This window comes from Facklamia sp. P9177, from assembly GCF_050409585.1.
In the GTDB taxonomy this organism is placed as follows: Bacteria; Bacillota; Bacilli; order Lactobacillales; family Aerococcaceae; genus Facklamia.
The window spans coordinates 86,593-104,509 of sequence record NZ_JBNUPE010000002.1; the positions used below are offsets into that span (position 1 = coordinate 86,593).

Here is a 17,917-nt window from a genome sequence, read left to right on the forward strand (position 1 = left end):
AATGTATCAATACATTCAAGGACAAGTTAAGCAGATTCAACCCACTTACTTAGTTCTAGAAGCTAATGGTATAGGTTACCAAATCTGGTGTGCTAATCCTTTCCGTTGGCAAGAAAAGATGCAAGAAAGCATCACACTCTTTATCGAATTAGTAGTCAGAGAAGATGCAATGCTCCTATATGGTTTTATGGACGAGGCTGAAAAGAACCTCTTTTTACAATTGAATAAAGTTTCCGGTATTGGCCCCAAGTCGGCTCTATCCATTCTAGCGTTAGATGATCAAGTGGGCTTGGTGCAAGCTATTGAATCGGCTGATGCCAAGTATTTAATGAAGTTCCCAGGGGTGGGTAAAAAAACAGCCCAGCAAATGATTTTAGACTTACAAGGTAAGCTTGATTTGAGTCAAATGAAAGAAAGTGAAGACTTACCAACAGCTAAAAATAGTTATTTAGAAGAAGTAAAACAAGCCTTAGATGGTTTAGGCTATTCTAAGCGTGAGATTGAGCGCATCATGCCAAAAATAGAAAAAGAAGCCATCCAATCAACCCAAGAAGGTTTGAGTTTAGCCTTTAAGCTCTTAATAAAATAAGCAAGAGAAAGGAATCAATATGGATCAAGAAAGATTTGTATCAAGTGAAAGCTTGAGTGAAGATGATCAACAGCTTACCACTTTGAGACCCCAATTATTAAAAGATTATATCGGTCAATCGAAGGTTAAAAACGAATTGAATGTCTATATTCAAGCAGCCTTGAAGCGATCAGAAGCGCTCGATCATGTCTTACTCTATGGGCCTCCTGGCTTAGGTAAAACCACTCTTGCCATGGTGATTGCCAATGAGTTAGACGTTAAAATTCAAACAACTTCAGGCCCAGCTATTGAGCGACCGGGTGATTTATTAGCCATTCTTAATGAACTGGATGCTGGCGATATTCTTTTTATTGATGAAATTCACCGCTTACCTCGCATTGTTGAAGAAGTACTTTACTCAGCCATGGAAGATTATTATGTCGATATTGTTATTGGACAAGGAGCTAGTTCCCAGCCCATTCATTTTGAATTGCCACCCTTTACTTTAATAGGAGCAACCACACGGGCGGGGATGCTTACCCAACCCCTGCGTGATCGCTTTGGCATTATGGCCCACATGCAGTACTATGAGGTCAAAGATTTAGAAAAAATCGTTAAACGGTCTGCCAGAGTCTTTCAAATCGACATCGATGATCAAGCCAGTAAAGAATTGGCCGTAAGAAGTCGTGGCACGCCAAGAATAGTTAACCGTATGTTAAGACGGGTGCGCGATTTTGCACAAGTTCATGGCGATGGCAATATTCATATCAAAGATACCAAAGAAGCTTTAAAAGTCTTACAAATTGATGCTTTAGGCTTAGACCCGCTTGATCGTAAACTTTTAAAGACGATGATTGAATTTTATGGTGGAGGACCGGTTGGAATTGCCACCCTTGCTGCCAACATTGGAGAAGATATCGTGACCCTGGAAGATATGTATGAACCTTATCTTGTCCAACAAGGCTTTATTAAACGTACGCCTCGAGGACGGATGGTTACCGAATTAACATATCGCCATTTAAATTATCCCCTGAAAGAAAAATAGAAAGAAGAAAACGATGACTTATACAACTAAAGATTTTGATTATCATTTACCAGAAGAATTGATTGCTCAAACTCCCTTAAAGGACCGCTCATCATCGCGTATGTTGGTCTTAGACCGTCAAAGTCAGCAAACAATCGATACAGACTTTAAACATATGCTTGACTATTTAAAGCCTGGGGATGGCTTAGTAATTAATGAAACCAGAGTTATTCCCGCGCGTTTATTTGGTGTTAAACCGGATACCGGGGGACATATTGAGGTCCTTTTATTAAAAAACACCCAAGGTGACCAATGGGAATGTCTAGTTAAACCAGGTAAAAGAGCTCGTTTAGGGACCGTCTTACATTTTGGCGACCAAGCCCAATTAGTGGGAACAATTATCGAACATAAGGAAGACGGAGGAAGAGTTATTGAGTTTTCTTATCAAGGTGTTTTCCTAGAAGTGTTAGAATCCCTAGGTCAAATGCCTTTACCTCCTTATATAAAGGAAAAATTGGATGATCCAGATCGCTATCAAACGGTCTATGCCAAGCAAAATGGTTCGGCCGCTGCTCCAACAGCTGGCTTGCACTTTACTCAAGAACTAATGCAAGAGGCAATAAATAAAGGCATTGAGATTATTCCGATTGTGCTGCATGTTGGCTTGGGAACCTTCCGACCTGTTTTTGTAGAAAAGATTGACCAACACCAAATGCACGCTGAATATTATCAAATCAGCCCAGAATCGGCTGAAAAAATTCAAAACATTCGTAAAAGAGGTGGCAAGATCACAGCAGTCGGTACAACCTCTGTGCGCACCTTGGAAACAATTGCACGTGACCATCAAGGGCAAATTGTGCCAGCTTCTGGTTGGACGGATATTTTTATCACGCCAGGTTTTAAATTTCAAGCAGTTGACCATTTAATTACTAATTTCCACTTACCGCAATCAACCTTAGTTATGTTGGTTTCAGCCTTTTATGATCGCGATAAAATTTTACAAGCCTATCAACACGCAGTGGATCATAAATATCGTTTCTTTAGTTTTGGAGATGCGATGTTCATTCTCTAAATAAACACAGTGGAAGGTGAGAAAAGCAAATGCTATTCAATGTTCGTAGCTCTTATTCTTTATTGCAATCCACCCTTGATTTAAATCAATATGTAGTTAAAGCTAAGTCCCTAGGCTACACGCATCTTGGCTTAGCCGATCAAGGAGTCTTACATGCTAGTCTTAAGTTTTACCTAGCCTGCCAAAAAGCAGACCTTCATGCCATGATAGGGCTTAGCTTGAACTTGCCGGGACGCCTGGACCAAAGTCAAAGCTATCCTATAATTCTTTATGCCCTGAATTACCAGGGCTATTTAGCTTTGATTCAACTTTCTAAATTAATCAACCAAAGCCATCCAGATTATCAGCAAATCGATCATCTGATGAAAGAAGCTAGCCAATCATTGGTTATCATTACTGCCGGCAAGAAGGGAGAATTAGAACAAGCCCTTCTACATGAGAATTTTGAAGCAGGACAAGCGATTCTTCAGTCTTGGCTTCATATTTTTCCGCAAGACAATTTTTATCTAGGACTTTCGATTTATCCCTTCAATGAATTAGAAGTTTCATGGCTATCTCAATTTGCTCGAAACCACCAATTAAAGATGGTTTGTAACCAAGCAGTCGAAAGTCTCACCAGTGAAGAAGGTTTTGCTATAAGGATTTTACAAGCGATTGATCGCGGTGAAAGCTTGGATCCTTCAATTATGACCTATCGGACGTCTCATTATTTATACGGCCGTAATGAATTAGAAGACTTGTATTTACAAAAGGGACTGGAGCAGGTAGTCACCAATAGTCATGCTTTGGAAGAACGTATGCAAGTGCAGCTGCCCATTAATCAGTCGCTCCTACCTAAATTTAAAACACCAAATAATATAGCTGCTAAAGACTATTTAAAACACCTATGTCAAAACAAGCTAGCAGAGTTAAAAGTTGATCAAGTGCCCATTTATCAAGAACGCTTAGACCATGAATTAACTACCATCGATCAAATGGGTTTCAATGATTATTTCTTAATTGTTTGGGAAATTATGGCCTTTTGTTATGAATATAATATCCGAACGGGTCCAGGGCGAGGGTCTGCTGCTGGCTCTTTAGTAGCCTATCTATTAGGAATTACTAAGATAGACCCGATAGAATATGATTTACTCTTTGAACGCTTTTTAAATCCTGAACGCTACAATATGCCCGATATTGATATCGATATTCCAGATGATAAAAGAGACCAAGTGCTTCGTTATGTCGCCCAAAAATATGGCAGCCAGCAGGTAGCTCAATTGGTGACTTTCGGTAGTTTTGGGGCCAAGCAATCACTACGCGACACCCTCAGAGTCTTGTCCTATCCTAAAATGGTGCAAGATCGCTGGTCCAAGACCATACCAACTGAAGTGTCCATCCGCTTGCAGGATGCTTATCAAAAGTCTAGCGCTTTAAGACAGTTAATTGCTGAAGATTCTGTAAATGAACAAATTTTTAAAACTGCTCTCACCATTGAGGGCTTGCCACGACATACTTCTACCCATGCTTCAGGAGTTGTGATTGCCGATCAAGATTTGAGTCGCTGGGTGCCCGTTACAACAAGAGAAGGCCAAATACAGCTTACGCAATTTGATATGGAAGATGTCGAACGAGTAGGTTTGTTAAAAATGGACTTTCTGGGCTTGAAAAACTTACAAATCCTAGATACTATTTTGAATTTAATTAAGCAAAATCAAGGCTTAGCCATTGACATCGATGCCATTGATCGTGAGGATTCAGCCACTTTAAGACTTTTCCAAGAAGCTAACACCCAAGGAGTCTTCCAGTTTGAATCTGAAGGAATTCGCCAAGTTTTAAGAAGATTAAAACCGGAAAGTTTTGAAGATATTATCGCAGTCAATGCTTTATACCGACCGGGGCCTATGCAACAAATTTCTCATTTTATCAACCGCAAGCATGGTAAGGAAAAAATTGATTATATCCATCCGCTTTTAGAAGGAATTTTACAAAAAACCTACGGAATTATCGTTTATCAAGAGCAAGTTATGCAAATCTGCCAAAAGTTGGCTGGTTTTAGTTTAGGGCAAGCCGACCTCTTGAGAAGAGCCATGGGTAAAAAAGAGATGGACCTAATGAAAGACCAACAAGTTGCTTTTCTAAAGGGTTGTCAAGAGCGTGGACTGGATAGTCAAACCAGTCAGCAAGTTTTCCATTATATTTATCAATTTGCCAATTATGGTTTTAATCGGGCGCACGCTGCTGTTTATTCGACTTTGGCCTACCAACTAGCTTATTTAAAGGTTCACTATCCATTAGAGTTCTTTACAGCCCTCTTAAACCATGGGCGATCAATTCATCAAAGTTTGGATGAATACCTATTAGATGCCAAACGTACGGTAGGACCCTTTTTAATGGTGGATATCAATCGCTCACATACTAATTTTAAAATTGAAAAAGGGGCTATTCGAATTGGTTTAATGGCTATCAATGGACTCAGACATGATTTTTGTCAAGTCATTTTAGATGAGCGCAATTTAGCTGGGCCTTTTACCGATTTCCAAAACTTTCTATCACGGATGCCCCTTAAATTTCTAAAGACCAATTTAATTCAAGCGCTAATAGATGCCGGTGCACTCGACACCTTTGGCTACACACGAGCGACCTTGACCGAGAACTTAGAACATTTTATTCAATTTCGCAAGATTTCAGGCAATCATATTAACTTATTAAAAGAGATTGAACCTAAAATTAATTTGGTCAGAGAGTGGCCTAAAGCCCATTTACTCAAGCGTCAACGTGAAGTACTAGGCTTGCAATTAGCTGGCCATCCTATTGATGAGTTTTTAAAACTGATTGAAGGAGATCAAAGCTTTCTATCTATTGGAGCTTTAAAATCCTTAAAAATGCCTAAAGGTAAAAAAGTAAAAGTTCTAGCCTATATCGAGCACATGAAAGTCATTGAAACTAAGAAAAAAGACCAGATGGCTTTTTACCGTCTCAATGATGGCAGTCAAAATATTTCTCTGGTTAGTTTCCCTGAAAGTTATCAACGATTTGGCCACCAGCTCAAAGAGGGTCAAGTGGTGGCTTTGCAAGGCCAACTAAGCCTAGATCGACAAGGTCAGCCACAAATTGTTTTGGATAAATTACTGCCCTTACCAGAAGATGAAAAGCAATCCCATTCATCACCAATTCGTCAAGTATTTATTAAATTACTAGCCGGGGCTTCTAGTCAGCAATTAGTGGAAAAATTAAAAGCTTTAGCAGTAGAAAACCCAGGTCCTTTAGAAATAATCATGGTCGATGCCAACCGCAATGCTTGGAAATTAGAGGCTCTATATAATATTTCTATGGCAGATCGGGTGGTGGATGAGTTAAAAGCTCTTTTTGGAGAAAATAATGTCTATTTTAAATAATGAATCTGACTGATAATCATATCAACGGACAGGCTTTTTAATTCATGTTAAAATATTATTAAGAGAGTTAATGAATAAGAAGAGGTGACTTATGAGACGTTTAGCAGTGCTAACAAGTGGAGGTGACGCTCCCGGAATGAACGCCGCTATTCGAGCTGTTGTTGAACAGGGCCTCCATCATCAAATTGAGGTAGTAGGTGTTCAACACGGTTTTAAAGGTTTAGTGGAAGGTGAATATAGGAAAATAGGGATCAACGACCTCACTCATGCCATTCGTAGAGGAGGAACCATCCTTTATTCAGCCAGGTACCCTGAATTTAAACAGTTAGAAGTACAAAAAAAAGCCATTCAACAAATGGAATCCCTAGGAATTGAAGGCTTAATTGTTATTGGAGGAGATGGCTCCTTCCAAGGAGCTCTAGCTCTTACTAAATTAGGTTTTCCAGCTATTGGTATTCCAGGAACCATTGATAATGATATTCCAGGGACCGAATATACGATAGGGTTTGACTCTGCCATGTCGGCAGCGATTGAAGCCATCGATAAAATTTCTGACACAGCGGCCTCACATAACCGTACCTTTGTAGTCGAAGTGATGGGACGTAACGCGGGGGATATTGCTATATGGGCCGGAGTGGCTGTGGGAGCCGATGCCATTGTTATTCCTGAAGAAGATTTCTTTATCGGTGACATTGCTCGCAGAGTCAATACGGCTCTTAGTCATGGGAAAGACCATGCTTTAATCGTATTAGCTGAAGGTGTCATGGGTGTGGAAGAATTTATCAAAGAATACAAAAAAGAAGCCCCTGATCAAAGTGTTCGTGGGGTTAACCTCTCCCACATTCAAAGAGGGGGTAATCCAACAGGTCGTGATCGTGTTTTTGCTACATTAATGGGTGCTAAGGCAGTGGATTTAATTCTTCACGGACAATCGGGTATTTTCGTCGGCATTACCAATGAAGAATTATCCGTTTGTGACATCGTTGAAACCTTAACCAAATCCAAGCACAAAGTAAGAGATGATTTGTACGAAATTAATCGTAGCTTAACGGATCGCTATTGAGCATGAAAAGGAGTTAATATGAAGAAAACAAAGATCGTTGGCACAATGGGGCCGGCAACTCAATCAAAGAAAGTAATGGTCGATCTGCTTCACGCAGGAATGAATGTAGCCCGTTTTAATTTTTCTCACGGTGATCAAGCATCGCAATTAAACCATATCAACTTATTTAAAGAGGCCCGTCAAGAAGCCGGTGTTATAGCTGGTATCTTATTAGATACCAAGGGACCTGAAATAAGAACGCATAAGATGGAAAATAATGGCATTCTATTAGAAAAAGGTCATAAAATCCGGATAGCGATGACTGAGGTTTTAGGTAGTGCTGATAAGTTTTCTATCACCTATGAAGGCTTAATTGATGATGTGACTATCGGTTCGCTTATTCTAATCGATGACGGTTTAATTGAATTGGAAGTTGAAGCCATTGATGATCAAGCCAAGGAAATTGCTTGTGTGGTAGTCAATTCAGGTGTCTTAAAATCACAAAAGGGTATTAATGTACCAGGTATTTCTTTAAATATTGCGGGTATCACTGAAAAAGACAAGCAAGATATTCGTTTTGGCGCGCGTCAAGATGTTGACTTTATAGCGGCCTCCTTTGTGCGCCGTCAAAATGATGTGATGGAAATACGTGCTATTCTAGAAGAAGAAAACAAGACCAATATTAAGATTATCTCTAAAATTGAAAACCGGCAGGGTGTCGATAATATTGATGAAATTATAGAAGTATCGGATGGGATTATGGTTGCCCGCGGAGATTTAGGGGTCGAAGTGCCAACAGAAGACGTGCCCCTTATTCAAAAAATGATTATTAAGAAATGTAATCGAGCAGGTATTCCAGTCGTGACAGCTACACAAATGTTAGATTCTATGCAAAGAAACCCTAGACCTACACGAGCCGAAGCAGGAGACGTGGCCAATGCTATTTTTGACGGAACGGATGCTGTCATGCTTTCTGGGGAAACAGCGGCAGGGGATTATCCTTTAGAAGCTGTGAAAATGATGGCTAAGATATGTGAACGGACTGAATCACAATTATTAGGTCAGGATGCCTTTACCTTGAAGAAATTCAATCAGTCAGACTTGACTGAAGCTATTGGTCAAGCGGTGGGACATACTGCTCGTAATCTGGGGATTCAAACCATCGTGGCAGCAACCTCTTCTGGCTATACGGCACGCATGATTGCTAAATACCGGCCGTCTTCTAATATCTTAGCAGCTACCTTTGAGGAAGAAGCACAACGTTCACTCACACTGGTGTGGGGGGTTCAACCTTTCGTTATTGGTAAGCCTGATTCAACCGATGAGATGTTAGATTCTGCTTCAGCCATGGCAGTAAGGCAAGGTTTTGCTAAAGAAGGCGACTTGATTATCATTACTGCGGGCGTTCCAGTTGGTGAAAAAGGCACGACCAACATTATGAAGATTCAATTAATTGGAACCAAGTTAGCTGAAGGACAAGGTGTTGGCAGTGGTAACTTCATTGGTAAGGCAGTGATTGCTCATACCGCTGAAGAGGCTAATGCTTATGTCAAAGAAGATACTGTATTAGTCACTAGTCAGACCGACCGTGATTACACTCCAGCCTTAGAAAGAGTGGGCGCTATTATCTGTGAAAGCGGAGGTATTACTTCCCATGCCGCTATTCTTGGCTTAGAAAGAGGCATACCGGTAGTAGTAGCAGTAGAAGGTGCTATGGAAGCTATTAAACAAAATGAACTGATTACTGTGGATGCTCGTCGTGGAATTATCTATCGCGGAGCAACGGTATCCATCTAGTATAGCAGAGTTCTATCTAAGACACTTATTTTAAGACATTTCTTGGCTTATTTATTGATGGGCTGAAGAAATGTCTTTTTGCTTGCCATCTTTTCTCTTTGCTTACAGAATGTGTTAAAATTGTTAATAGAAGACTAAGCGACTAGAATTAATTGTCTTTTGCTTAGGATAGAGTCGGTCTTTACTTTAGGATAGCTCAATCAGCTTGAAGAGAGTTTGATCAGATAGGAGAATGAAAGATGAAATTAGGAAGAATTACCGAATGTAAGATAAGTGACGAGAATGAAAACAGTTATTTTGCGCAAGTGGAAGGGATAACCTTTCGCTTAGACAAGGATCAAATCCAAGGTCAAAGTTATCACTTAGGCGACCAAATTAAAGGGCTTATTTATGAGGATATGAATCGTGAGGCCCGTATTCAATTAGACATCCCTAAGGCAGCTAGTGGTCACTATGATTGGGGCACAGTAACTCAAGTACGTAAAGACTTGGGTGTGTTTGTGGATATTGGACTTTATCAAAAGGACCTAGTAGTTTCTTTGGATAATTTACCAGATGATAAAAGTCAATGGCCTCAAAAAGGGGACCAGCTCTACTTGACAATGACTGTGGATAATAAGAACCGTTTTTGGGGCGAATTAGCAAGTTTTGACCAGATGGAAGAATTGTTTATCAAGGCAGCTGACCGTTTGATGAATCAAGATTTAGAAGTAACCATTTTTCAATTGAAATTAGTAGGAGCTTTGGCAATTTCTAAAGAGAACTTCCGCAGCTTTATACATGAGAGCGAATGGATGTTACCCCCGCGTTTGGGTCAAAAAATCAAGGGACGGGTAGTCAAGGTACAAAGTGATGGGTCTTTAAACTTGTCCTTAAAACCAAGAGCCCATGAAGCCATTAGCGATGATGCGACTATGTTAATACGTCTATTAGAAAAGACGCCCAATCATTTCTTACCTTTTCACGACAAGTCTGATCCTGAAGCTATTAAGCGAGAATTTGGTATTTCTAAGGGACAATTTAAGCGCGCGGTTGGTTCCTTAATGAAGAATAAGCAAATTCGTCAAGAGGCTAATCAGGGGATTTACTTGGTGACGTCAGAAAATGAATAAGGCGGTCAATCAACAGTTACAAAATTATTTAGCGGATTTTAAGCGCTATTTACAAATTGATCAAGTCAAATCAAAAAATACAATCCAAGCCTATGTAAGAGATTTAAAAAAGTTTATAGACTACCATCAAGACCATGCTACACAAAGCTTAGACCAAATCGATTATAGCTACATGCAAGGGTTTTTAGCTCATTTACACCAGCAAAATTATGCCACATCTTCTACTTCACGGCTTTTATCAGCTATGAAACAGTTTTTTCATTATTTGTTAAAAGAAGGGGTTATCCAGCAAAACCCCTTGCAATTAGTTCAAGGACCCAAGCAAGCCAAAAGCCTACCTAAAGTTCTATCAATGGAAGAAGTGGAAGCCCTTATTCAAGCACCGAATATAGCCACTTTAACCGGTTTAAGAGACCGAGCCATCTTAGAAGTCCTTTATGCTTGTGGCCTACGTGTGAGTGAATTAACTCAGCTTCAGTTAGCTGACTTACACTTAGACTTGGGTTTTGTTCAAACTTTAGGTAAGGGCAATAAGGAAAGAATCATTCCCTTAGGGGATGAAGCCATCTATTGGGTTGATCAATACTTACAAGATGCCCGAGGTGTTTTTGCTAGTAAAAAGACTGCTCAAGCAGGCCAGATTCTCTTCTTAACAGAAAGAGGAAAGGCCTTCACCCGCCAAGGCATCTGGAAAAATCTTAATAAGTATGTTCAACAAGCAGGAGTCAATCAAAGAGTTTCACCACACATGTTGAGGCACTCTTTTGCCACTCATTTGTTAGAAAATGGTGCCGATTTACGCATGGTTCAAGAACTGTTGGGTCATGCAGACATATCGACCACTCAAATTTATACACATATTTCACATCACCGCTTACAGGAAGTTTACCGTAAGAACTTTCCACGCGCTTGATGCGATTAAAGGAGGAAATAAAATGTTTAAAAGAATACACTTAATCGTTATGGACTCTGTCGGAATTGGACAAGCACCCGATGCAGAAGAATTTGGAGACTCTAACGTTCACACCTTAGGCCACATTGCCGAAAACTTTGATTTAAACTTAAAAAATATGGCTCAAATGGGTCTGGGTAAAATTGACACCATCAAAGGGGTAGAAGCCGTCGATCAAACTTCCGCCTACTGGACTAAATTACAAGAACGTTCAGCTGGTAAAGACACCATGACTGGCCACTGGGAAATGATGGGTCTTTATATCGACCAGCCCTTTAGAGTCTTTCCAGCTGGTTTCCCACAAGAGTTGATTGAAAAATTAGAAAAATTTGCTAAGCGTAAGGTAATTGGGAATAAGGTGGCTTCTGGAACCGAAATTATTAAAGAATTAGGACCCGAGCAATTAGAAACGGGGGCATTAATTGTATATACATCAGCCGATTCTGTTTTACAGATTGCTGCCCACGAAGAAGTCATTCCTTTAGAAGAACTTTACAAGGTCTGTGAATATGCCCGTGAGATTACTTTGGAAGATCCTTACATGATTGGTCGGATTATTGCCCGACCTTATGTCGGTCAAATAGGTAATTTCGAAAGAACCAGCAATCGTCATGACTATGCCTTGGATCCCTTTGGCAAAACGACCCTTGATTTCTTAAAAGATGACGGCAAATCGGTCATTGCAGTGGGCAAAATTAATGACATCTTTAATGGAGCGGGTATTACTCAAGCGATTCGCACTAAGTCCAATATGGACGGTGTCGATCAATTACTCAAGGTCATGGGGGAAGATTTTGAAGGTCTATCCTTCACCAACTTAGTGGACTTCGATGCCAAATATGGTCACCGTCGTGACCCTCAAGGCTATGGTCAAGCCTTAGAAGACTTCGACGCCCGCATTCCTGAACTAATTCAAGCCATGAATGAAGAGGACTTGTTATTAATCACAGCCGACCATGGTAATGATCCGACTTATAAGGGAACCGATCATACCCGTGAATATGTGCCTTTATTGGCCTATTCTAAAAAGTTTAAAGCGGCAAGTGAACTACAAGCGCAGCACTTTGCTGATATCGCGGCCACTATTTCTGATAACTTTGGTGTTAAACAGACAGATCAAGGACAGTCGTTTTTAGCACAATTAAAATAGGAGAAGATTATGTATCAAAAAACCTTAGAATATTTAAAAGACCACGGTATGGTAGCCCCTCGAATTGGTTTAATTCTAGGCTCTGGTTTAGGAGATTTGGCAGATGAAATTAAAAATCCGGTTAAAATCCCTTATGAAGCTATCCCAAGTTTTCCAGTATCAACTGTTGAAGGTCATGCTGGTCAATTGGTCTATGGCAGCCTAGCTGGACAAAAAGTAATAGCATTACAAGGACGTTTTCACTATTACGAAGGCTATGACCTTGAAACAATCACCTTTCCGATTCGGATTTTTAAAGAATTAGGGGTCGAAAGTTTGATTCTTACAAATGCAGCCGGTGGGGTTAATAATAGTTTTAAACCTGGAGATCTAATGGTCATCAAGGATCAACTTAATTTTACAGGCGAAAATCCTTTGATTGGTAAAAACAATCCACAAGGTCCGCGCTTTGTTGATATGAGTCAAACTTATAGTAAAAGAGGCATTCAATTGCTACATCAAACAGCTAAAAGTTTAGGTTTTAGTTTACAAGAGGGAGTTTATGCATGGATGACCGGTCCTTCTTATGAGACCCCAGCTGAAATTAGAGCCATTCGTTTGATGGGGGGCGATGCAGTGGGAATGTCTACTGTTCCCGAAGCTATTGTAGCAAGACATGCTGGGCTGGAAGTCTTGGGAGTGTCTTGTATTACCAACTATGCAGCCGGTATGCAGGAGACACTTAACCACCAAGAAGTGATGGCTGTTTCTAGAGAAGTGAAACCACGATTTAAGCAATTAATTTATCAAGTGATTGAACAAATATAGGACTTTGTAAAGCTTTAAGTTGAAATTTCAGTCTTTGCATGGTAATATCTCAAGGAAATCTAATTAGAGATAGGAGGTCGCAAAAAATGCTAGTTCATTCAACGCATAAGAATGAAAAAGTTGTCTTAGGACTCTTAAGTTTAACTTGCGAAGGTGAAGATCAAATGGCTCAAGCAGGCGAAATTTTAACTAAATATCGCGACCAAGAAGGTTTCGACCTTTACTTATATAAAGATCCTGAAACAAGCAACTTCGTTGGTTTAATCGGTATTGAGCAACGTAAAGTTGAAACGGATCCCCAAGAAAATCTTTCGACAATAATCGTTCACCTTATATCGGTTATTCCTTCCTTTGAAGGAGAGTCCGTGGATTATCAATTGTTCAAAGAACTTAAAGATATGTTTCCACAAATTCAAATCTCAGGTTCCATTCAATCAGAAACCCAAGATATGATTGCCCAGTTTGCTGAGAAATATCGTCAGCAGATAAAAGCAAATAGTGAAGGGGAAGCCAATTAATGCAAGAGGATCGAACCAATCAAGACTTAACCCTTAAATTAACGGCCTTTCAAGGGCCGTTTGATTTGCTTTTACACCTAATTAAAGAGTTAGAAGTCGATATTAACGATATACCCATGACGGAAATTACTGACCAATATTTGGCTTATATTGACCAGATGCAGGAATTAGACCTCGATAAGGTCGGAGAATATTTAGTGATGGCGGCCACTCTATTAGAGATCAAGAGTCGTCTCTTAATTCCCATTGAACCGGATGAATTGGATGGTGATTTAGAAGACCAAGATCCGCGGAGTGGTCTGGTTCAGCAACTGCTCATTTATCAACAATTTCAGCTAGTAGCGGACACCTTAGAAGATATGCAAGTGGATCGTAGTAAGCACTATTCAAGACCAGCGGCAGATCTTTCAAACTTTATAGCTTTTATTCCCTTAGAAGAAGGTGAGCTTTCGCTAGAGCAATTACAAACCAGTTTGAAGAGCGTTTTGCAAGCGCAAGAACAAAGACAACCTAAAGAAAAAGAAGTTCATCATGATCAAGTTTCAGTGACGGACAAAATGCAATTCATTCGGCAACAATTTCAATCCATTAAGCCTAATCAATCCATTGCTTTTTCGTCTCTTTTATCGAATGGCTCTCGACCAGAAATTATTGCCACATTTATTGCTGTTTTAGAAATGGTCCGTAAGCAAGTTCTGGTTTTTCAACAAGAAAGTTATCTAGATAGCATTGAACTGCGTTTGAGGGAGGAAGGTTATGCTTAGAAAAATAGCAGGCATTATTTTTGTTGCCGGGGAAGAAGGCGTGACCTTGAATGAGTTAGCCGCTCTTTTAAATCTCTCACCAACAGAAATTAAGCCTATGATTGAAGAAGTCCAGCAAACTTTAAAAGACCATCCACTATCGCCAATTGATTTGGTCCAATTTGGCGAACGCTTCTTGTATGTAACCCAAGCAGACTTAGACCCCTTGATTGAAAATTTTGCTCAATCGCCACTGCAACAAAAGTTAAGTCGACCGGCTATTGAGACCTTGGCTATCGTAGCTTACCGTCAACCGATTACACGCATGACCATTGATGAAATTCGGGGCGTTTCTTCCCAAGCCATGCTACAAAAATTAGTCAGCCGAGACCTCATTAAGGAGGTAGGTAAGTTAGAAGCGCCTGGTAGACCCATACTTTATGGAGTCACCGATTACTTCCTCAATTACTTTGCGCTATCTTCCTTAGAGGATCTACCACCTATTGAAGATTTAGCCCTCAACAGTCAAACCGCTTCAGAAGAACTTTTTTCATTAAAAAGATGGGAAATTAATTTATTTGATCAAGAAGAATAAGGAGGAACTATGGAAAGACTACAAAAAGTTATGGCTCACGCAGGGGTTGCCAGTCGACGCAAATGTGAAGACATGATTAAAGAAGGTCGCGTCAAAGTAAATGGTCAAGTGGTTCGTGAATTAGGAACCAAAGTCACCAGCAATGACCGTATTGAAGTAGACGAGGTGCCTATTTATAAGGAAGAACCGCGCTATATCTTACTTTACAAGCCAAAAAACTATATTTCAGCTGTGGCTGATGACAAGGGCCGTCCGGTGGTTACCGATTTAATCCATGGTATTGAAGAACGTATCTATCCGATTGGCAGATTAGACTTTGATACGACAGGCTTACTCTTATTAACCAATGATGGTGACTTTGCCAATCAGATGATGCATCCTAAGCATCAGATTGATAAGACATATATTGCGAAATTGGGTGGCATTCCTACAGCTAAGGAATTAAGACAATTAGAAAAGGGCGTAATGATTGATGGTCAAAAGACCTCCAAAGCTAGAGCTCGTCTCATTTCTAGCAATCAAGATAATCGTACAGCCGTTGTCCAATTAACCATCCATGAAGGCTGGAACCATCAAGTTAAGAAAATGTTTGAAGCCATTGGATATCCCGTCTTCAAATTGAAGCGCGAATCTTTTGCTTTTCTTGGCTTAGATAATTTGAAACCGGGTATGTGGCGAGAGCTAACTGCCTTTGAAGTGGATAAATTAAGTAAGATGGCTTTAGATAGTGAATAAGAGCTTGCTTAAATCCGAGATAAATGCTATAATTCATTTAAATTAAATAACGTCTTCGGGGCAGGGTGAAATTCCCGACCGGCGGTAGAGTCCGCGAACTTAGCTGTGGCTAGGTTGAACTGGTGTAATTCCAGTACCGACAGTAAAGTCTGGATGGTAGAAGATAAGATATTGATAAGTTTATGCTTATTTAGGCTACCATCCTCTCAGTTTGAGTGGATGGTTTTTTTATCAATGGACCCTCCTAAAGACGTAAAAAAAGGAGAATCGTTATGAAGAATCGAAAAGTTCAGAAAGTCACACTTTTAGCCATTTTAGGAGCTTGGGCAGTCGTTCTACGTTTTTTTGACTTCCCAATCTTGCCATTTGCACCTTTTCTTAAGGTTGATTTTTCGGATCTTATGGCCTTAATTGGTATGTTAATTTACGGACCACAAGGCCTAGTTGCCGTGGCCTTCATTCGTGATTTGGTTAATTATATCCTTAAGGGAGGGGAAGCTGGTATTCCGATTGGGATGTTAATGAGTATGACAGCGACCTTAGCCATGTTTTTACCAAGCCACTTCATTTTGAAGTATTTAAAAGAAAAAGGGCAAGCTATTAAATTTTCTTTAATCTCTCTTAGTCTTGTCTTTAGTTTAACTCTCTCCATGGCTTGCTTTAATTACTATCTGGCTTTACCTATTTATGTCAAAGTCATGAACTTTCCCATTGATGATTATATGACTTATATCCTATCTGTCATTGTGCCATTCAATTTAATCAAGGGCTTAATCATGGTTGTCGGTCAAATTTTTGTCATTAAATCAATGAAGACCATATTGGGTCGCCGCATTAACTTCTATGATGGTTACATAGGAAAAGGTTACCGTTCTGCTACTAGAATATTACAACAGCAATAAGTAATTTACTTTTTTAGGTCAATTGTGTTTGCATCAAGTTTAGAGTTTGCTATAATATAAGAAATTGGACTCATATGCTAACCTAGCCTTTTTAGGTTTGTTGCTATGAATAGATATCTTAATATCGATTAGTGTAGGAGGAAGCTTGATGGCAAAGGATAACGAACGCTTTGATCAACCTGAAGATAAGGATCAAGGTTTAAATGAAAAAGCAAAAACCAAAAAATTTACTGCCCCATGGAACAATAAGTTTGGTGAGGATGAAAATTTCAAGAATCGTCAATTTTCACGCTCGGCTAGAAATCAACCGAAGCAGGAAGCAACCGTTTTATCAAACGCTTTGCTATTCTTCTTAATTTTCACTTTGATTTTCCCGTTTGCATTGTATGCTTATATCGACTCACAAAAGAGTGATAAGCCTTTAGAAAGTAAAACGGCTGAACAGGTTGTTCTAAGTAAGAGCACAACTGAAGAAGCAACGACAACCAAAGAAGAGAAGACAACAACTACTGAAGCTGTTACGCGTGAAATCGAAGCAACAACTACGACTCAAGCGCCTGTACCGACTCAACCACCAGTTGAGACTTCTGCTCAACCACAAGCAGCGTCAACTTACCATACCGTAAGTGCGGGTGAATCATGGTGGTCAATCTCTCAAGCTTATGGTGTTGATGTTTATGACTTAGCTGCTGCCAACGGAACTACAATTGACGGTACTTTGATGCCAGGCTCACAAATCGTCATTCCATAAAAGAATAAGAAGGTTAAGGCTGAGTTAATTCTCAGCCTTTTTATGAGAAAGGAATTAACCAATGTTTTCAATTGCAATCGATGGCCCAGCGGCTTCTGGTAAGTCAACCGTCGCTAAACTTATCGCAAAAAAATACCAACTGACATATATCGATACTGGCGCTATGTATCGCGCAATCACTCTAGCTTGTTTGCTAAATAAAATAAATATTAATGATCCCCATCGTTTAGGAGAAATTTTACAAGCAGTCAAAATTTCTTTTGAAATGGATGGTGACCAACAAAAAGTTTTAATCAATGGGCATGATGTCAGTCAAGAAATTCGTTCGGTGGAAGTGACACAAAATGTTTCTAAGGTTTCTGCTAATCTAAGGGTCAGACAAGCCTTAGTCAAGCAGCAACAAGCTATAGCTAGTGAAGAAGCAGTGGTGATGGACGGACGAGATATTGGCACGGTAGTTCTACCAGATGCCAGTCTTAAGTTTTATCTTGTAGCTTCCAGTCTAGTAAGAGCTCAAAGACGCTATGAAGAAAATCTAACTAAGGGCATGGAGACCCAATCCCTAGAAGAGATTGAAGCTGAGATTATTAAACGCGACCACTACGATAGCAATCGTCAACACAGTCCTTTGCAAAAAGCAGAAGATGCTATTGAAATGGATACTTCAGACTTATCCATTGATCAAGTGGTTGAAAAATTAAGTGACTATATCGATTCTATAAAATAATTTTAAAAAGGAGGCTGATGAGCCTTTTTTTATTTTGATGAAACT

General features: G+C 39.8%; 17 protein-coding genes and 1 riboswitch. All 17 genes read left to right on the forward strand.

The window, feature by feature from the left end:
• Window position 1 precedes the first annotated feature (1 nt).
• The 17 genes from ruvA (at window position 2) to cmk (ending at window position 17,872) form a co-directional block, all read left to right on the forward strand.
• Window positions 2-589, forward strand: coding sequence for a Holliday junction branch migration protein RuvA (gene ruvA, locus ACQV18_RS01335; protein ID WP_428873730.1), 588 nt, complete (start codon window positions 2-4; stop codon window positions 587-589).
• Window positions 590-608: 19 nt separating this feature from the next.
• Window positions 609-1,613: a Holliday junction branch migration DNA helicase RuvB gene (gene ruvB, locus ACQV18_RS01340; RefSeq protein WP_428873729.1), complete on the forward strand. Its 1,005-nt coding sequence runs from the start codon at window positions 609-611 to the stop codon at window positions 1,611-1,613.
• Between the two features lie 13 nt (window positions 1,614-1,626).
• Complete coding sequence (gene queA / locus ACQV18_RS01345) at window positions 1,627-2,664, forward strand: tRNA preQ1(34) S-adenosylmethionine ribosyltransferase-isomerase QueA (protein ID WP_428873728.1); 1,038 nt, start codon at window positions 1,627-1,629, stop codon at window positions 2,662-2,664.
• A 29-nt stretch (window positions 2,665-2,693) separates the two neighbouring features.
• Window positions 2,694-6,041: a DNA polymerase III subunit alpha gene (gene dnaE, locus ACQV18_RS01350; RefSeq protein ID WP_428892419.1), complete on the forward strand. Its 3,348-nt coding sequence runs from the start codon at window positions 2,694-2,696 to the stop codon at window positions 6,039-6,041.
• Window positions 6,042-6,132: 91 nt separating this feature from the next.
• Window positions 6,133-7,104, forward strand: a complete 972-nt coding sequence (locus ACQV18_RS01355) for an ATP-dependent 6-phosphofructokinase (protein ID WP_428873726.1) — start codon at window positions 6,133-6,135, stop codon at window positions 7,102-7,104.
• Window positions 7,105-7,122: 18 nt separating this feature from the next.
• Entirely contained in the window at window positions 7,123-8,880 is a 1,758-nt protein-coding gene (pyk, locus tag ACQV18_RS01360) for a pyruvate kinase (protein WP_428873725.1), read from the forward strand.
• Between the two features lie 239 nt (window positions 8,881-9,119).
• The gene (locus ACQV18_RS01365) at window positions 9,120-9,992 is read left to right on the forward strand and encodes a CvfB family protein (protein WP_428892420.1); all 873 of its coding nucleotides are present in this window, start codon (window positions 9,120-9,122) and stop codon (window positions 9,990-9,992) included.
• Window positions 9,985-10,905: a site-specific tyrosine recombinase XerD gene (gene xerD, locus ACQV18_RS01370; protein WP_428874795.1), complete on the forward strand. Its 921-nt coding sequence runs from the start codon at window positions 9,985-9,987 to the stop codon at window positions 10,903-10,905. The genes ACQV18_RS01365 and xerD overlap by 8 nt, the downstream gene beginning before the upstream one ends.
• Window positions 10,906-10,927: 22 nt before the next feature.
• Window positions 10,928-12,094, forward strand: coding sequence for a phosphopentomutase (gene deoB, locus ACQV18_RS01375; RefSeq protein ID WP_428873721.1), 1,167 nt, complete (start codon window positions 10,928-10,930; stop codon window positions 12,092-12,094).
• 9 nt (window positions 12,095-12,103) lie between these two features.
• The gene (locus ACQV18_RS01380; protein ID WP_428874794.1) at window positions 12,104-12,901 is read left to right on the forward strand and encodes a purine-nucleoside phosphorylase; all 798 of its coding nucleotides are present in this window, start codon (window positions 12,104-12,106) and stop codon (window positions 12,899-12,901) included.
• A gap of 86 nt (window positions 12,902-12,987) precedes the next feature.
• Entirely contained in the window at window positions 12,988-13,419 is a 432-nt protein-coding gene (locus ACQV18_RS01385; RefSeq protein ID WP_428873719.1) for a hypothetical protein, read from the forward strand.
• Entirely contained in the window at window positions 13,419-14,183 is a 765-nt protein-coding gene (locus ACQV18_RS01390; protein WP_428881868.1) for a segregation and condensation protein A, read from the forward strand. Before ACQV18_RS01385 ends, ACQV18_RS01390 begins: the two co-directional genes overlap by 1 nt.
• On the forward strand, window positions 14,176-14,757 hold the full coding sequence (scpB, locus tag ACQV18_RS01395; RefSeq protein WP_428873717.1) for an SMC-Scp complex subunit ScpB: 582 nt from the start codon (window positions 14,176-14,178) through the stop codon (window positions 14,755-14,757). Before ACQV18_RS01390 ends, scpB begins: the two co-directional genes overlap by 8 nt.
• 9 nt (window positions 14,758-14,766) lie before the next feature.
• On the forward strand, window positions 14,767-15,492 hold the full coding sequence (locus ACQV18_RS01400; RefSeq protein WP_428873716.1) for a pseudouridine synthase: 726 nt from the start codon (window positions 14,767-14,769) through the stop codon (window positions 15,490-15,492).
• Window positions 15,493-15,539: 47 nt separating this feature from the next.
• Window positions 15,540-15,661, forward strand: a riboswitch (FMN riboswitch).
• Window positions 15,662-15,764: 103 nt separating this feature from the next.
• The gene (locus ACQV18_RS01405; RefSeq protein ID WP_428876360.1) at window positions 15,765-16,394 is read left to right on the forward strand and encodes an ECF transporter S component; all 630 of its coding nucleotides are present in this window, start codon (window positions 15,765-15,767) and stop codon (window positions 16,392-16,394) included.
• A gap of 148 nt (window positions 16,395-16,542) precedes the next feature.
• Window positions 16,543-17,145 carry a LysM peptidoglycan-binding domain-containing protein gene (locus ACQV18_RS01410; protein ID WP_428881866.1) on the forward strand — a complete coding sequence of 201 codons (603 nt, stop codon included), beginning with the start codon at window positions 16,543-16,545 and terminating at the stop codon, window positions 17,143-17,145.
• A gap of 61 nt (window positions 17,146-17,206) precedes the next feature.
• Window positions 17,207-17,872 carry a (d)CMP kinase gene (cmk, locus tag ACQV18_RS01415; protein WP_428873712.1) on the forward strand — a complete coding sequence of 222 codons (666 nt, stop codon included), beginning with the start codon at window positions 17,207-17,209 and terminating at the stop codon, window positions 17,870-17,872.
• The last annotated feature ends 45 nt before the right edge of the window (window positions 17,873-17,917 follow it).

Excerpts from the sequence above, each read along its gene's own strand:
- ACQV18_RS01410 (WP_428881866.1), top strand. The coding sequence starts at position 16,543 with ATGGCAAAGGATAACGAACGCTTTGATCAACCTGAAGATAAGGATCAA.
- ruvA (WP_428873730.1), top strand. The coding sequence starts at position 2 with ATGTATCAATACATTCAAGGACAAGTTAAGCAGATTCAACCCACTTAC.
- ACQV18_RS01390 (WP_428881868.1), top strand. The coding sequence starts at position 13,419 with ATGCAAGAGGATCGAACCAATCAAGACTTAACCCTTAAATTAACGGCC.
- ACQV18_RS01385 (WP_428873719.1), top strand. The coding sequence starts at position 12,988 with ATGCTAGTTCATTCAACGCATAAGAATGAAAAAGTTGTCTTAGGACTC.
- deoB (WP_428873721.1), top strand. The coding sequence starts at position 10,928 with ATGTTTAAAAGAATACACTTAATCGTTATGGACTCTGTCGGAATTGGA.
- xerD (WP_428874795.1), top strand. The coding sequence starts at position 9,985 with ATGAATAAGGCGGTCAATCAACAGTTACAAAATTATTTAGCGGATTTT.
- ACQV18_RS01365 (WP_428892420.1), top strand. The coding sequence starts at position 9,120 with ATGAAATTAGGAAGAATTACCGAATGTAAGATAAGTGACGAGAATGAA.
- dnaE (WP_428892419.1), top strand. The coding sequence starts at position 2,694 with ATGCTATTCAATGTTCGTAGCTCTTATTCTTTATTGCAATCCACCCTT.
- ACQV18_RS01400 (WP_428873716.1), top strand. The coding sequence starts at position 14,767 with ATGGAAAGACTACAAAAAGTTATGGCTCACGCAGGGGTTGCCAGTCGA.
- ACQV18_RS01355 (WP_428873726.1), top strand. The coding sequence starts at position 6,133 with ATGAGACGTTTAGCAGTGCTAACAAGTGGAGGTGACGCTCCCGGAATG.
- scpB (WP_428873717.1), top strand. The coding sequence starts at position 14,176 with ATGCTTAGAAAAATAGCAGGCATTATTTTTGTTGCCGGGGAAGAAGGC.
- cmk (WP_428873712.1), top strand. The coding sequence starts at position 17,207 with ATGTTTTCAATTGCAATCGATGGCCCAGCGGCTTCTGGTAAGTCAACC.
- ACQV18_RS01405 (WP_428876360.1), top strand. The coding sequence starts at position 15,765 with ATGAAGAATCGAAAAGTTCAGAAAGTCACACTTTTAGCCATTTTAGGA.
- pyk (WP_428873725.1), top strand. The coding sequence starts at position 7,123 with ATGAAGAAAACAAAGATCGTTGGCACAATGGGGCCGGCAACTCAATCA.
- ACQV18_RS01380 (WP_428874794.1), top strand. The coding sequence starts at position 12,104 with ATGTATCAAAAAACCTTAGAATATTTAAAAGACCACGGTATGGTAGCC.
- ruvB (WP_428873729.1), top strand. The coding sequence starts at position 609 with ATGGATCAAGAAAGATTTGTATCAAGTGAAAGCTTGAGTGAAGATGAT.
- queA (WP_428873728.1), top strand. The coding sequence starts at position 1,627 with ATGACTTATACAACTAAAGATTTTGATTATCATTTACCAGAAGAATTG.